Below are 16,086 nucleotides of genomic sequence, written 5' to 3' on the forward strand. Positions count from 1 at the left end.
AGTCGGGGAACCCGCCCAACGCAGTGGCTCACCAGTCCACAAGTAACTCAAACCTAGCAACCGTTTAAGTAGAAGAAAACTTTCTTCGATTCGCCAGCGACGTGAGTAGAGAGCGCCAACCACAAAGGGAGGTAAAATCTTGGGGTCAAGTACCGAAGTAAGATATCGATACCAGCTACGACCATGACGAATCTCAACTAAACGCAAATCCAGAATGGGATTACCTTTAAGTTTCCGAAACAATGCCTTTGCGAACTGGAGTTCGCCGCCGATTAGAGTCGGGGTAGTTGTTTCCAACTTACCCCTCTCCTCCGAAACCGTACTTGTGCTTTTCAACACATACGGCTACTCAAACGTATCCACTTTGTCAATAACTGACCCCTCAACTGCTGAGTATAACTGGAATATCATCTACCCATAGGTAGTTTACTTTCGACCATAATTTATGTAACTCCGTTAAGAAGTTAGATAGTCGTTTTTTCCTTATTTCAATCATATCCAGTGCTGTTTTTTCATCGTGACAGTGTGCGTGTAGTAATTGGAGATTGTCATATACGTTTTTACCGCCGAGGGCAATAGCCGTAATATGGTCTTCCTCCAAAACATCTCCCTCACGAAAATATAATCCGCACCAGCTACATTTGCCTTTTTGCTTCTTGAGCTTAATAGCCTTGGAAACGGGCATTTCGGGATGTCTACCCATTCTGGTACTCCAATAAATCAGGTTGCCGTCGTAGGGGCTTTTATCGCCTTTAACTTTTACGTAGTTGGTTGAACTGCTATCGAACGAACTATGCAAAAGTAACCGAAGAGGGTTCGCGTCCCCTTCCCTGGTTGCGAATATCCAATTTCTTTTACCGATTTTTGTGTAATATTTTTTGTAAGCCTTTTTAAGACTTCTGCATCGGTATCTGCCCCAAGCTCTTAATTTGAGGTATACAAGATGATCTTGTTTAGTTAAGATGTTTCTTGTTTGGGCATCAGAAAACTTGTAATAGTTGCACCATCCCCTGATTACAGGGTTAAGCTCTGAGATTATCCGAGCTTGTGATGAGTTCTTGTGTTTCCTGATGACTTTTATACGACTTTGATGCTTTTTACAGGCATCTTTGCTTGGGGTGATGAAGGTATTAAAACCAACTACGTCTTTTTTAGTATTTCTAGGGCTGACGTATTTACCCGCAGGAAATTGTCGAATGTTATATCCGAGAAAGTCAAACCCTGCTATTCCGTCCTCACTCTTCTCTGAATCCAGAGTGTGAGCTATTCTAGTTTTAGTTGGTTTTAATTCCAAACCTACATCTTTTAACCACTCCGAGATTAATTCTCGACATCTCTGGATTACCTTAAGGTCGTGGTGTAGCACAACGAAATCATCCGCATACCTGACGAATGTTAGTTGACTTACTTTCTTTTGCCAGCTTATCTGGCTGCTCGGTTTGTCTTTTCTTCTAATATCCAATGTCTTAGCATATTCAATAAGCATATTTTCTATGCCGTGTAACGCTATATTGGCTAGAAGTGGGCTAAATAGAGTAGGCACAAAGCGCACTTTCCAATCTTGCGATTGATGTGTTTCTTCATACCTCTCTCCAAACCGTACGTGACAATTTCTCGTCATACGGCTTTCCATCATTGTTACCTCCGACCAAACGAGGGTGTTAAGGCATGACAAGAGCGACATAGTAGCTGAAGATTATCTTCAGTGTCTTTACCCTTGCTTTTGCGCGGTATGATGTGGTGCAGGTCTAGTTTTCCTAGTGCGCCACAACATTCGCATTTTGCGCCCCTCTCAGCTTTAATTTTCTCTTTGAGTTCGCGCCATGTGACGTTCTCGGCATTTCCCATCCAGATTATTTGGGATAAAGGTATTTCTGGCTGTGCTGCTGATAATGTTCCAAACCCTTCTAAATAAGGGTTTTCTGGTGAACGAGAACGGTATTTCTTTAGGGGTAAATCGCTCATCCTATAAAGAAAAAGGTGATTATCCCCGTTGAGTACACCAAAGTTCCATCTCTTCCCGTTCTCACGGAGTTTGAATCTATCTAGTACTTTTCGTTTGGATACTTTATGCCGTTTACTTAACCAGAGAAACAGCCTTTCGTTAACCCAGAAGTCTAGATCTTTGGCTAATTTCTTGGTGTTAGTATGGCGATAGTAATTAATCCATCCTCTGAGTACTGCGTTTAAAGCTGAGATTTTGAGCAATGGTGAATCTTGAAACCACTTGCGTCGCGTCATCTCTTTAATCTTGAGCTTCAACTTTTTAATGTTTTCCTGGGCTGGAGTGACCAGCATTTTAGGTCGGTCATTAGATTTTACGTATCTTTGAACGTGAAAACCTAAAAAGTCAAAACCTTGATTTACATGAGTTATGTGCGTTTTTTCTGGTGAAAGTTCGAGCTTTAGTTCTTTCCAGAGGAAGGCTTGAAACTCTTCTTTTAGCCTGATGGCTTCTGCTTTCCCACCGTTGGTAAGTAGTAGCCAATCATCAGCATATCGAATCAGCGCACAGTTTCCCATGTGGTTTATTCGACGACGTTCTTTCTGTTTGCGGTGAAGATTGCCGTATTTGTTCCACCAGTAGAGGTCTAGCTGATGTAAGTAGATGTTCGCCAAAATTGGCGAGCAGATTGCACCCTGCGGTGTTCCCGTTTCGGTGCGTTTGAACAAACAACCTTCCATAATTCCCGCTTCAAGAAATCGTTCTATTAGTTTTAAGAACTTTTCATCAGAGATTCTTTGAGCCAGCAATTTTATCAATATTTGATGGTGAATGCTGTCAAATGCTCCTTTGATATCCCCTTCGATAACCCAATAGTATTTGTTGCGTCGGTTGATGTAGCTATCTAATCGGGCGATACAGTCCTGTGTTCTGCGTCCTGGTCGAAAACCGTTGGAGCAGTTCAAGAAGTCGCTTTCATAAATAGGTTCTAACACCATTTTGACAAGCATTTGTACTACTCGGTCTTTGATTGTAGGAATACCCAATGGGCGAGTTTTACCGTTAGACTTAGGAATGTATATTCGACGAACGGGCATTGGGCGGAACTGTTTTTGACGCAGTTCGCTTTCAAGCTCTTTCACAAATTTAGACTTTGCTACCTCTGATTCTAGAGCCTTTTTGCTTATTCCATCGACTCCTGGTGTCTTAGACCCTTTATTTGAGAGAATTGTCTTTAGGACATCGGCAATCCAATCTCGACGGCAAATGAGCCGATAGAGATGGTCAAATTGATGTTCCTTCTGGAACTTTGCTTTTATGGCGAGACTACGTTGGGTTTTGATGATATCGGACATACTTCTTAGTCCTCTCTACTTCCTATGTGTATCTCTAACAATGACTGCCATCCTTCGCCATGTACCAGACTATTTTCTGGCTCGGACTACTACGATGGCTCTGCCACGCAATAACTACTTCAGTTGCAGTTAACCCAGTCTGTGACCAGACCAGCTATTGCGCTTCCTACGTTCATACTTCGGTAAGTGGTTACATTTAACCGTGGGCTTCTTCTTTACTCCGTAAGGATACAGACCTAGTATCCCCGACATCAGTTGATAATTTGTACCCTTATAATTAGAGCAATTTGAACCGCGTCGAAAGTTCTTTTCAGTCAAACGAGTGCAACATTGACTTACCTGATGTCTCACGCCATCTCTGTTGTTTAGCGGCGTGTCCAAGGTGTAGGAGCGTCGGACGAAGATTCCTTTCGTAGCCATAGTTAAATTCAGGCTCGAAGCCTCATACTGTAACAGAGTGCCAGTATTTTGCCCCTTGTTCCCCAGGCTTCAAACAGGTTTTTACTCATTGTCCCCTGCCTGCTGGGTCAGCCTTAGTACATTAGGGAATGTACTATCTCTTGGTAGTTTTCACTCTCCTTGAGCATTACCAAAGTACGCTTCGCAGCGCACCCACGCCACCTTGAGGTGTTCCTTCAGATATAGCAGTAAATACCCCTTTGTCTATGACCCCAGATTTTAACCAAGCTTTAATTTGTTTCCTGACTTTTCCTCTGTGGTTAAGTCTTTGGAGTAATGTATTGTGGTTGATGCGGTCAAAGCATTTTGCAATGTCGGCATCTAAAACGTACTTGGCTTTAGATTGAATTGCGTTCTTAATGTGCTTTATCGCATCTTGGCAGGCTCTTCCTGGTCGGAAACCATAGCTTGAGGCTTCAAACTTTGCCTCCCATTCTGGTTCTAGGGCAGCTTTGACTACCCCTTGTAAGGCGCGGTCGTATATGGTAGGTATTCCTAATGGACGTTTTTCATCCTTCCCTGGTTTTGGTATCCAAACTCTTCGAGTAGGTTTACTTCTACCTGTAAGTTTGAGTTGTCCTACGAGTTTCATACGAGCTGCTGGGGATAGGGATTTTTCCCCGTCCACTCCTGCTGTCTTTTTGCCTCGATTTTCTTGTGTTACCCTGCGAACCGCTAGCACTTTGCATGACCAGGAATTCATTAATGTTTTTTGAAGTTTTCGGACTTTTTTGATCTCTCCACGACGAGAGGCAGCATAAATGCGCGTTTGCAGCTTGTAGACATATTTATCGACTTGTTGCCAATCAATACTGTCCCATCCCACAGTCTTCGACTTTGAATCTGTATTAGGCTTGTTCACTGTTAATTACACCTTTAGCTTTGATACATTTGCGGGTCACGTCTGCTTATCCTGGGCATTACCCCATCCTTTTTCTGGCTTTACCTGTCGTTTCAGATTAGGCTTTTGCTTCTTGACCCATCTCTTCCATTTACACCATACGGGTCGATCCCTACCAGTTAATTTTGGGGATGTAATTGGGTTACTTCGTTCCTACAGTCATTGTTTGTGTTCTTTAGGGTTTATCTCTCCGCCCATTGAGCTAGTTGCGCGACACATAAATCCGAAAGTTCTGTGTACTTAGGCTCTGTCTGTTGTTTCAGACGCAGGGTGTGGTCTTTTACACCACTAGCTTATTCCCCCTGCTGATGAACTGTAAGTTATCATTTCTAAAGGATTAAAGTGCGAACTCAAGTCAGGATAACTTACTTTAGAAATGTGCCGTATCCCCCTAGTTATCTAGGTTTCACGACAACGAATCGCACTTCGCAGAACGCCGAGACGCTCCAGCGGTTGAAAGGCGTTTGAGCGCATAGCTCTGTAGCGTCGCTAGGCGCGACTTGGGCGCATACGCCCTGCGCTTTAAATTACATCTCATTGTCGATGACCAAGGCGAATTACTTTCTTTTAAACTTACTGCTGCCAAAACTGATGACCGTAAGCCTGTTCCTGATTTAATTATGTCCATTTTTAGCAAACTTATTGGCGACAAAGCCTATATTTCTCAGGCATGGTTTGAGCAGCTTTATGATAGGGGTTTGAAACTGATTACTCGTTATCGCAAGAATATGAATAATCGCTTAGTTTCCCTCATCGACAGGATTCTGCTTCGTAAACGAGCCATCATTGAATCTGTTAACGACCAGCTAAAAAATATTTGCCAGGTTCAACATACACGACATCAAAGTATTCATAATTTCATGGTCAATCTACTTGGTGGGTTGATTGCCTATACCTATCATCCAATCAAACTTTCTCTCGATTTAGAGAACAAAGGCTTACCTGCTTTGCCTCCTGCTTTATTTTAGGTTCATCGAACTCTTAGAAAACAAATTAAGCAGATGAAGCTTTAACAACAAGCTCAAAGCCAAGTTGGTCAGCTTTTCGTTGCAGATTCTTGAGTACTCTTTGTTGATATTGTTGTTCGTAGATATCAATTCCTGGGTCGTGGTACTCTCCACCTTTAGTCCAAAGATAATAAAAAATACGAGCCAATTTATGAGCAGTAGCAGTAATGGCTTTGGGAGTACCCAATCGACTGCGGAGACGACGAAAAAAAGCTCCCAGAGCAGTTTGACTTCGACGTAAAGCATGAGCAGCCATCCGAAAAGAGTTGGCAGCACGATTAACTACAAGACGAGTTTGTGAGCTTTTGACTTTCCCACCACTAACTCGACTACCAGGACACAAACCCAACCAAGAGGTAAAATGCTTAACCGTAGGAAAGCGGCTAGGGTCCAAACCTACTTCGGAAAGAATAGTTTGAACGGTTAATACTCCTAAACCATCAATGCGGGTAAAATCAACGCCACTAATACGGTAAAGATGAGTAGCCAAATCAAAAGCTGGAGTATTACTCGAATACTTTTTTGTGAGTGGTGACTTTTTTAATGGTTCAATTGCTTCCAGTTCGATTTGTGAATCCAGATTAGTTAAATAGGCTTCAATTTCTTGGTCGCATTGAGCTATTTGTTGTTGGTACATTTCGTACAACTGCAATTCTTGTTGCAAGACAAACAGATGTTCGGCTCGATAGTCTCCTATTAGTGCTGCTGCTATTTCTTCGCTAGTGCGACGAATCCGTCCATCTTTGAAAGATGCTAAGGTCTGAGGATTTCTCTCTCCTGCTACCATAGCGCGAATAATTTTCAGTCCTGTTTTGCCAGTGATGTCACTGATAACTCGATGTAGTTGAAGATTCATCTGAGTCAAAGCTTGTTGCATTCGTTGAACGTGAGTACCCGCACTGCGAATTAAATTATCTTGATGACGAATATAACTTCGCAGGACGCAAATTTCATCTCTGGGGCGAAATGAACCTGCTAATAAACTATAACTGTGTAGTTGTTGTAACCATTGACAATCTAGGACATCACTTTTTCTTCCTGGCACAGTTTTGACATGATGGCTATTGACCAATAAAACTTCCAAGCCTCTAGTCTCTAAAATTTGAAATACTGGTATCCAGTATACTCCAGTAGATTCCATCACTACTGTCTCGACTTGACATTGCTTGAGCCAATCGGCTAGGGCATACAAGTTTAGTGTGTAACATTTAAATTCTCGAACAGGTTGTTCGTCTCTATCTGCTGGTACGCTAACCCAATGGCTGTCTGCGCCAATGTCTATCCCTGCTGCATTCAGATTTATTGGATTTAAAGAATCGAGTGACTTTTTTTTGCTGGCTTTTGAGCTAGATTTCCTCTTGTATTTTCCCACTATTCTTCTCCTGCTGCTTCACTCTTTCCAATGAAAAAATGTTCTAGCCTAGGTTCAGTTTTACTTTCAATTCTCTTAGACGGGATAGAAGCTATTACACTTCTTCACCAATGACTTAAACTTCTCCCCAGAACCACGCTCACGTACGGGTCGCATTCACACCATTGTTCGGTCGGTTTTAACTGCTAGAACACTTCCGATTTTAGGTTAGACTTTCTCTACTTAGCTGAAATTTTCTGTTTCTTTCAGACTTAACGAATACCTATTTCGTTGAACGCTCACGTTGAAGAACCAATATTAATCAAACAAATACTGATTGCTATAGCACAAACTCTTATTTGAATTATTAAACTTTTTAAATATTTATTTTACTACTTGCGATCGATAGTATTATTTTCTTAAAAGCAGAAATTGTTTGGTTTATTCTAATAGCTTCCAAGCTTCAGAAACCATGTCTAATTTTCAAAATAATTATCATTCGTCATGCCTGGAACACAAGCATATTGACGAACAAGCACTAAAAAATCGGTCGATAAATAAAAGTCATCAAAGTTTGACTTATATAAACGATAGTAACTTTATTGCTAGCAACATTTCTAAACAGAAAGAAACTAAGACAGTTAACAAGTTTGTTTGGGTTTTTGTCTTGCTAATGAGCTTAATTGTTTATAGTTTGGGTTTGACTTCACTAAGTAAAAATATCCACACTATTACTCAACACATCTTAACAGAATGGAATTTACCTTACTAAAATTTTGAACAGTCGATATTTATAGGAGGAATGTAATGAATTTATCCGATCGCGATGCCTCAAACAATTTTTCTAAAATTATGTTGCTTATGGAAGAAGAATCTTCCCAGAATCAAAAAAACAAGTCTTTACGTACTCCCACTCGCGAACGGGAAGCCATATTAGCTTTAGGAGTTATGGCTATGTTGATAGTCTTAAACTTTTTTCTATTGCATCGTTCTGTAAGAATCGAGCAAATTCAAACGGAGATCGAACCAGAGGAAGAATTATCTTTAATAGATAACACTTCCAATTAATAAACGGTTTATTTTCATGAATCTGCAATTCGCTTGCAGATAGTACGAGCTACTGTTGACAATCTAGAGTAGTGAAATGCTTGGCTACCTAAATTTTTTACTATAAACTAGCTAATCTAGTTCTGCCAACTGCGCCGCCATTTCCATCAGTAATTCGTGAGTGCTGTGTGCTTCCTCTCCGTCTGCTGGTTTTCTTTGAATATAAGTTCCGTCCGATCGCAACTCCCATGCTTGACGATTATCCGATAGCATAATCCCCAAAATTTCTTGCAAATCTTTAAAAATTTCGAGAGATTCAATGGGAGTTACTGCTTCTACTCTGCGGCTCAAATTGCGCGTCATCCAATCGGCACTGCCAATATACATTTCTTCCGAACCGTCGTTTTGAAAGTAATAAATCCGCGAATGTTCTAAAAATCGACCTATTACACTAACAACATTGATATTATCGCTGATGCCTTTTAGTTGTGGTCGCAAACAGCAGATTCCCCTGACAATCAGATCTATTTTTACTCCAGCCTGAGACGCTTCGTAAAGAGTTTCAATTATCTGGGTGTCAACTAAAGCATTCATTTTGGCAACAATTCTGCCCGACTTACCATTATGGCAATGCTCGATTTCACGACGAATCATGTCAATCATGCGATCGCGCAAACTAACTGGTGCGACCAACAGTTTGCGATAGGATTTTTGTTGGGAATAGCCTGTTAAAAAGTTAAATAAATCGGTTAAATCTGCTCCCAAGTCGCGATCGCAGGTTAGAAGACCCAAATCCGTATAAATTTTGGCTGTTTTAGGATTGTAGTTACCAGTGCCTATGTGCATATAGCGGTTAATTTTGTCTTCTTCTTGACGAACTACCAAAGTAATTTTGGTATGAGTTTTTAGTCCTGGCAGACCATAGACTACATGAACCCCAGAATTTTCTAATTTTCTCGCCCAGATAATATTATTTTCTTCATCAAAACGAGCTTTAAGCTCTACTAAAGCCACTACCTGTTTGCCATTTTCAGCTGCCGAAATTAAAGCTTTGATAATTGGTGAATCTCCAGAAGTACGATAGAGAGTCATTTTGATTGCCAAAACATCGGGATCTTGAGCCGCCTGGGTAATAAAACGCAGTACCGTACCACTAAAAGAATGATAGGGATGATGAACTAATAAATCTTGCTTGCGAATTAAATCGAACAAACTAGCGTTTTCGTCTTCAAGCCAGTTAATTCTAGGTGGCAAAGCTGAAGACCAGGGTTTATCTTTTAATTCTGGTAGGGGTAGACTCATAAATGACATAAGATCTCCCAGACCGATTAAGCCATCTATGTCGTAAACATCGTCTTCTTGCAAAATCAACTCGCGCATAATTGTCGCTCTAATATTTTCGGGGATAAAAGCTTGAATTTCTAGCCGAACCGAAGATCCCCCAATTCGACGCTTCTGTAATTCTTGTTCGATTGCCAACAACAAATCATCTGCCTCATCTTCTTCTAAAGCCAAATCGGTGTTGCGCGTGACCCGAAATACCGATGATTCGAGAATATTCATTCCTGGAAATAAATATTTCAAATTGTGAGTGATAATTTGTTCCAAAGGAACTCCAGACCAAACTCCCACTTTTCCTCGATATCGCTGACGCAATTCCTTTGGTAAAGCAACGAAGCGAGGTAGTGATTTGGGAACTTTAAGTCGTGCGAACAATTCCCGATCTGTAGAGGGATCTTTAAGTACTATGGCTAAGTTGAGGCTGAGATTGGAAATATAAGGAAAAGGATGGGAAAGATCTACTGCCAAAGGAGTTAGTACGGGAAAAATATGTTCTTCAAAAAAACTATTCAGGTAAGCCTTTTGTTCTTGGTTGAGATCGACATAATCAATTAGATTAATGCCGTATTTAGTTAATTCTTTTTTTAGTACCTTTTCAAAATGCTGATGCTGTTCCTCAATCATCGGTCGCAGCAGTTCGGCGATCGCTTGTAGCTGTTCTTCAGCAGAACGACCATCGGCAGATAATTTAGTAACTCCTGCTTCAACCTGTTGTTTTAGACCTGCTACCCTAACCATAAAAAATTCATCTAAATTAGAGCTAACAATCGACATAAACTTGAGGCGTTCTAAAAGTGGTGTTCTGTGGTCTGTTGCTTCTGCCAATACACGTCGATTGAATTCCAGCCAGCTTAATTCTCGATTGAAATAGTATTTGAAATTTCTGAGGTCGATTTTTTTATCGCTCTTTTTGGTAGTAGTCATAATAGTTGCTTAACAGTCTCGCCCGTCTTAATTTTAAAACTTGGAGTCCCAAAATTTATCTATAATATTTTATGATTCACGAGAAAAAATTCCCCAGCGAAGTGTCGATCGCTCTTGGAGAAATGCCAATTTAACAGGCAGTTAGAACTTAGTTTAGGAGAGAGTCATATATACACCCCCTTTGGCTCGTTTGATCGAGCAATTACAGCTGTTACCAGGAGTTGGTCCCAAAACTGCTCAAAGATTGGCTCTGCATTTAATTAAACGTCCAGACAAAGAAGTTAAAGCTTTAGCACAAGCTTTAATTGAAGCCAAACAGCAAGTAGGCTTGTGTAAAGTCTGTTTTCATCTTTCGGCAGAACCAGTTTGCTCTATTTGTAGCAATCCCAATCGCGATCGCACTACGGTTTGCGTTGTTGCCGACTCTCGCGACACTATTGCTTTAGAAAAAACCAGAGAATATCGCGGTTTGTATCATGTTTTAGGAGGGGTAATTTCTCCTATGGACGGTATTGGACCCGAACAACTCAATATTGAAGCTCTCGTAAGGAGAATTACCAACAAAGATATTAAAGAAGTTATTTTAGCCATTAGCCCTAGCGTAGAAGGTGAAACGACTACCCTTTATCTCAATGGCTTGATTAAGCCTTTTACCAAAGTAACCAGAATTGCTTTTGGCTTGCCAATGGGTGGAGATCTCGAATATGCTGACGAGGTTACGTTAGCCAGGGCATTAGAAGGCAGAAGAGAGTTAGATTAATTTACTGCTTGAATTGTTTGCCGACAGCATTTACCAACAAATCTCTGGGAATGAATCTCGGTATATTGACGATTATCTGATTGCCGATGCCGCCAGTAACGATTGTAGACTGTCCTTTTTCTAAGGCTGCGAGAGTTTCTCTGACTACCGCTTCGGGAGAGTCCATATTATCATCGTTCATGCCTGCCATCGAGTCGGGAAAATCGGCGCGATCGTAAAATTGAGATTCTGTAGGACCGGGGCAGACTGCTAAAATTCTCACGCCGCTATCTTTGTTTTCTGCCCAAATTGCTTCGGTAAAGTTGAGGATAAAGGCTTTAGTAGCTGCATAGATCGACATATAGGGTATGGGTTGAAAGGCAGCAATAGAAGAAACATTAACGATCGCACCATCGCCACGTTGTTTCATTACGGGTAAAAATAAACCCGTTAGTTCGACGACAGTACTAACGTTTAGCTGAATCATCGCCAGTTGCTTCTCTAAAGGGCGATCGCAAAATGCACCATAGTCGCCAAAACCTGCGTTGTTGATTAATAGATCGATGTTCAATCCGCTAGCAGTTACTTTATCAAATAGTGTCTTACCTGCTGAGGGTTCGCTAAGATCTAAAGCAATAACTTCAGTTGCGATCGCATATTTATCTTTTAATTCAGTAGCTAGCTGCTGTAGCTTATTTTGGGTTCTGGCAACCAGGACTAAATCCATTTTTTTGCTGGCCAATTCTCTGGCGAAGGCTTTTCCTATACCAAAAGAAGCACCTGTAACTAAAGCGGTTTTCATCGATCTTCTTCAGACTCCTAATTTTGTTAAGAATTGTAACGCAGTTAGATTGACAATTAGTAGTCTTAAAGATGTAACTATTTATCAATGAGCAATGAAAGTATTTGTATCTGCGTTAGGATACTTAATTTTTACCTGCATTCGCGAAGCACGAATCACCGTTGCTAATTATTTTTTGTATTCTTTGTTCGACAAGAAGCGATTGCCAGAAATTGATAGTGTTAGTGAATTAAGGAACGAGATTTATTGCCCGCAATCACTACTTTGGCAATCACTTCGAGTACCCATTGTTTGACTTGCTTCAGATTGGTGCAGAAAAACTTGCAGAGAAAAATTCCTGCTAAAAATACAGTAGCGATCGCCGGGTTTATGTGTTAGAAAACGGAAGTTTGTAGATGATGGCATACAAATGGAAGAGAGTCGGGTAATCGATCGGAGCAACACTTTTGTTGACTTACTGCGCCAGAGAGGAACCAACAATTATCACAAAACAGCTTTTATCTACCTGAAAGATGGCGAAACTGAAACCGATCGCCTGACCTATGGCAAACTAGATTTACATGCTAGAGCGATCGCTACTTATTTACAGTCTATTTGTAGTCAAGGCGATCGCGCTTTATTAATTTATCCTTCAGGTCTGGATTTTATCAGTGCTTTTTTCGGTTGTCTCTATGGAGGCATAGTTGCCGTACCTGCTTATCCTCCCAAACCCAATCGTCCTTGGTCGCGAGTAAGATCGATTGTTGAGGATGCCGCAGCTAAGATAGTTTTAACTACAAGGACTATTTTAGAGCAGCAAGGAAAAAAGTTACGAGATTTCCCCGATCTAGCTGCTTTGACTTGGATAGCAACAGATGAAATCGAATCAAACTTGGCTACAGAATGGCAAAAACCAAATTTGAACAGCAATAGTTTGGCATTTTTGCAATATACCTCTGGTTCTACAGGCAATCCTAAAGGAGTCATGGTTAGTCATGGTAATTTGCTTCACAATCAACAAATGATTCGAGCAGCTTTCGGACATACAGAAAAGACAGTATTTGTCGGTTGGTTGCCTTTATTTCACGATATGGGATTGATTGGCAATGTATTACAACCTGTTTATTTGGGAATTCACTGTATTCTCATATCGCCGCTTAATTTTTTGTATCGTCCCTTCGCTTGGTTACAAGCGATTTCTCATTACCGAGCAACTACCAGTGGTGCGCCTAATTTTGCTTATGATTTGTGCGTAAAAAGAACTACTCCCGAACAAAGAGCTAGTTTAGATTTGAGTAGTTGGGCGGTAGCTTTTAATGGTGCCGAACCCGTTCGTCAAGAAACGCTAGAAAATTTTACTAAGGCTTTTGCTTCTTGTGGTTTTACCCAAAAAGCATTTTATCCTTGCTATGGATTAGCAGAAGCAACTTTATTAGTTACTGGAGGCGATCGCGCTATTTATCCTAGTATTTGTAAGGTAAATCCAACTGCATTAGCTAGAGATCGAATCTTAGTAGAAAAGGAAAATAATCAATACTCAAAATCTCTGATTAGTTGCGGTCGTACTTGGCTAGGAACAGAACTACTAATTGTCAATCCAGAATCTCTGAAACTTTGTGCTGATGGACGAGTAGGAGAAATTTGGGTTCGAGGTAAAAGTGTAGCTGTAGGTTACTGGAACAAGCCAGAAGCAACTCAGCAAGTCTTTCAAGCATCTATATCGGAAAAAAGCGAAAATCGGTTTCTCCGCACTGGAGATGTAGGATTTGTTAAAGACGGAGAGCTATTTGTTACTGGTCGTTATAAAGACGTAATTATTATCAAGGGTCGTAACTATTACCCAGAAGATATCGAACTAACAGTACAACATAGTCATCCTGGCTTGCGTCTCAATGGTGGTGCGGCTTTTACTATAGATAACAATATAGAACAACGCTTGACAGTCGTTCAAGAAATCGAGCGTAGCTACATCAAAAAATTAAATAGGGATAGTCTGGTCGGAGATATTCGCCAAGCAGTAATGGCAAATCATGAATTACAGGCTCACGAAATTATATTAGTAAAACCTGGAACAGTTCCCAAAACCTCAAGCGGTAAAATTTGCCGTTATGCCTGTCGAGAAAAATTTATAGATGGTCAATTAAACACTCTAAATTGATTTATTCTTTTTGTAACGTCAAAAAAAATAAATAATTAACTAAAAATCGAGTATTGAGTAATGTAAAGTTTATGTTAAGCAAAGATAATTTTAAAAATTAGATGGGTAAATTTGTTTAAGTGCAAACAAAATACTTAGGTAATTATGTCACTAACAGAAATACAGAGTTGGCTAACTAGTTATCTAGCAGATTTCCTCAATACAAAATCCGAGGAAATAGATATTTACATTCCTTTCGATCGCTATGGACTTGACTCTTCAGCTACTGTATCGATGATTGCTGAATTAGAAAATAGTTTTCAATGCAACTTAGATCCAGCTATTGTTTACTATTATCCTACTATTGAGTCTTTAACACAGTATTTGTCAAAAACTTTGATTTAGTAAAAAGTCAAAGACAATCATACTTATTGATTATTCAGAAAATATTACTGTGTTCAATTATGCTATTTAACTCTCATGAGTTTATTTTGCTTTTTTTACCAATTTCGTTACTAGGTTTTTTTTTGATTAGTAGCACTGGTCATTACCAAATTGTAACTATTTGGCTAGTTGCAGTCTCTATGTTTTTTTATGCTTGGTGGAATCCTGTTTATTTAAAACTACTAATTTTTTCTATATTATTTAATTACTATTTGGGAATTATTTTAAGTCAAAGTCAGATAAATAACTTCAAAAGCAAGTTAATTTTATCTGGAGGCATCAGTTTTAATTTAGCTTTACTAGGATATTTTAAATATGCTATTTTTTTAATTACAGTAGTTAACAGTATAATTAATACTAACTTTACATTGCAGCAAATTATTTTGCCTTTAGCTATTTCTTTTTTTACTTTTCAACAAATAGCTTATTTAATAGATGCTTATCGAGGTAAAACAAAAGAATATAGCTTTTTAAACTATTGTTTATTTGTCAGCTTCTTTCCTCAATTAATTGCTGGTCCTATTGTACATCATCAAGAAATTATTCCTCAATTTGAAGATCGTTCTATTTATAAATTTGAACCAGAAAATTTAGCGATAGGACTAGCTATGTTTTCTATAGGACTATTCAAAAAGGTAATAATCGCTGATGGAGTTGCTATTTATGTAAATCAAGTATTCGATCTAGTAGCTTACAATACATCTATTACTTTTACGGAAGCTTGGGTTGGTGCTTTTGCTTTCTACCTGCAAATTTACTTTGACTTTTCTGCTTACTCTGATATGGCGTTAGGAACAGCCAGAACGTTTGGGATTAAGTTACCTCTAAATTTTAATTCTCCTTATCAAGCTACTAATATGAGCGAAGCAATTAGTCGCTGGCACATAACTCTCAATCGTTTTTTGCGAGATTATCTTTCTATTCCTATTTCTCGTTTACTACAAAAACTTTTTAAATCCAAGAATAATCAAGGACAACAAATATTACTTTACATCAATATTATTATTACCATGCTATTGTCTGGCTTATGGCATGGTGCGGGATGGACTTTTATTTTGTGGGGAGGATATCTCGGAGTTTGTATAGTTATTTATTATTTGTGGCGAGATTTATGTAAATTGCTAGGACAAAATTCCAGAAAAATTCCTTGGTGGCATCATGGATTTGGTTGGTTTATTACTATGTTAGCTTCAGTAGTTTCTTTAGTATTTTTTAGAGCAGAGAGTTTAAATAGTGCCAGAATTATATTGCAAAGCATGTTTAGTTTTAACAAAATTTCTTTACCAACTGTTTTTTCTAACGAGTTAGGCTTTTTATCTGATTTTGGTATTACTTTTAATGGTTTAATGCCTCATATCCAAACTAGAAGTATAGATATTATTAGTTGGATTGGTTTTCTATTACTAATTGTTTGGTTGGCACCTAATACGCAATACTTATTAAAAGATTATCATCCTGCTTTAGACAGTTATGTATTTCGTATTTCTTTGAACTGGAGAAATAAAGTATGGCACAAGTTAAAACTCAAATGGCAACTCAATCAAAAATGGGCAATAGTAACAGCAATAATGATGTTAATTTGTATTTTAAGGATGACTCAAGAACAAGAATTTATTTATTTTCAGTTTTGAATTTTTTCGATCTTGCAAAAATTT

The 16,086-nt window shown here is 39.3% G+C and carries 11 protein-coding genes and 3 pseudogenes; 7 read left to right on the plus strand and 7 right to left on the minus strand.

Annotated elements, in window-relative coordinates; all coding sequences use genetic code 11:
• The 4 genes and pseudogenes from KV40_RS37130 to KV40_RS00020 form a co-directional block, all read right to left on the minus strand.
• Positions 1-219, minus strand: a pseudogene (locus tag KV40_RS37130) (transposase); the annotation flags it as partial.
• Between the two features lie 163 nt (positions 220-382).
• Positions 383-1,636, minus strand: a complete 1,254-nt coding sequence (locus tag KV40_RS00010) for a group II intron maturase-specific domain-containing protein (RefSeq protein ID WP_216595469.1) — start codon at positions 1,634-1,636, stop codon at positions 383-385.
• A 2-nt stretch (positions 1,637-1,638) separates the two neighbouring features.
• Positions 1,639-3,300, minus strand: a complete 1,662-nt coding sequence (gene ltrA, locus KV40_RS00015; RefSeq protein WP_036476559.1) for a group II intron reverse transcriptase/maturase — start codon at positions 3,298-3,300, stop codon at positions 1,639-1,641.
• Between the two features lie 613 nt (positions 3,301-3,913).
• Positions 3,914-4,621: pseudogene (locus KV40_RS00020) on the minus strand (reverse transcriptase N-terminal domain-containing protein); the annotation flags it as partial.
• A 560-nt stretch (positions 4,622-5,181) separates the two neighbouring features.
• Between KV40_RS00020 and KV40_RS00025 the strand changes: the two are divergent.
• Positions 5,182-5,628: pseudogene (locus tag KV40_RS00025) on the plus strand (IS982 family transposase); the annotation flags it as partial.
• Positions 5,629-5,653: 25 nt separating this feature from the next.
• Here KV40_RS00025 and KV40_RS00030 read toward each other — a convergent pair.
• A complete protein-coding gene (locus KV40_RS00030; protein WP_036476567.1) occupies positions 5,654-7,039 on the minus strand; it encodes an IS110 family transposase in 1,386 nt (461 codons plus the stop codon).
• 415 nt (positions 7,040-7,454) lie between these two features.
• Between KV40_RS00030 and KV40_RS00035 the strand changes: the two genes are divergently transcribed.
• Positions 7,455-7,790: a hypothetical protein gene (locus tag KV40_RS00035; RefSeq protein WP_172657205.1), complete on the plus strand. Its 336-nt coding sequence runs from the start codon at positions 7,455-7,457 to the stop codon at positions 7,788-7,790.
• Between the two features lie 35 nt (positions 7,791-7,825).
• Positions 7,826-8,086, plus strand: a complete 261-nt coding sequence (locus KV40_RS00040) for a hypothetical protein (RefSeq protein WP_036476571.1) — start codon at positions 7,826-7,828, stop codon at positions 8,084-8,086.
• 111 nt (positions 8,087-8,197) lie between these two features.
• Here KV40_RS00040 and ppk1 read toward each other — a convergent pair whose 3' ends face one another.
• A complete protein-coding gene (gene ppk1, locus KV40_RS00045; protein ID WP_036476573.1) occupies positions 8,198-10,330 on the minus strand; it encodes a polyphosphate kinase 1 in 2,133 nt (710 codons plus the stop codon).
• A 166-nt stretch (positions 10,331-10,496) separates the two neighbouring features.
• Between ppk1 and recR the strand changes: the two genes are divergently transcribed.
• Entirely contained in the window at positions 10,497-11,090 is a 594-nt protein-coding gene (gene recR / locus KV40_RS00050) for a recombination mediator RecR (protein WP_036476574.1), read from the plus strand.
• Position 11,091: 1 nt separating this feature from the next.
• Here recR and KV40_RS00055 read toward each other — a convergent pair whose 3' ends face one another.
• Positions 11,092-11,871, minus strand: a complete 780-nt coding sequence (locus KV40_RS00055) for an SDR family oxidoreductase (protein ID WP_036476576.1) — start codon at positions 11,869-11,871, stop codon at positions 11,092-11,094.
• Positions 11,872-12,280: 409 nt separating this feature from the next.
• Between KV40_RS00055 and KV40_RS00060 the strand changes: the two genes are divergently transcribed.
• The 3 genes from KV40_RS00060 (at position 12,281) to KV40_RS00070 (ending at position 16,062) form a co-directional block, all read left to right on the plus strand.
• Positions 12,281-14,008, plus strand: a complete 1,728-nt coding sequence (locus KV40_RS00060; protein WP_036476578.1) for a fatty acyl-AMP ligase — start codon at positions 12,281-12,283, stop codon at positions 14,006-14,008.
• A 144-nt stretch (positions 14,009-14,152) separates the two neighbouring features.
• Entirely contained in the window at positions 14,153-14,392 is a 240-nt protein-coding gene (locus KV40_RS00065) for an acyl carrier protein (RefSeq protein WP_036476580.1), read from the plus strand.
• Positions 14,393-14,451: 59 nt separating this feature from the next.
• Entirely contained in the window at positions 14,452-16,062 is a 1,611-nt protein-coding gene (locus KV40_RS00070; RefSeq protein ID WP_036476582.1) for an MBOAT family protein, read from the plus strand.
• Positions 16,063-16,086 lie beyond the last annotated feature (24 nt).

The organism is Myxosarcina sp. GI1 (assembly GCF_000756305.1).
GTDB lineage: Bacteria > Cyanobacteriota > Cyanobacteriia > Cyanobacteriales > Xenococcaceae > Myxosarcina.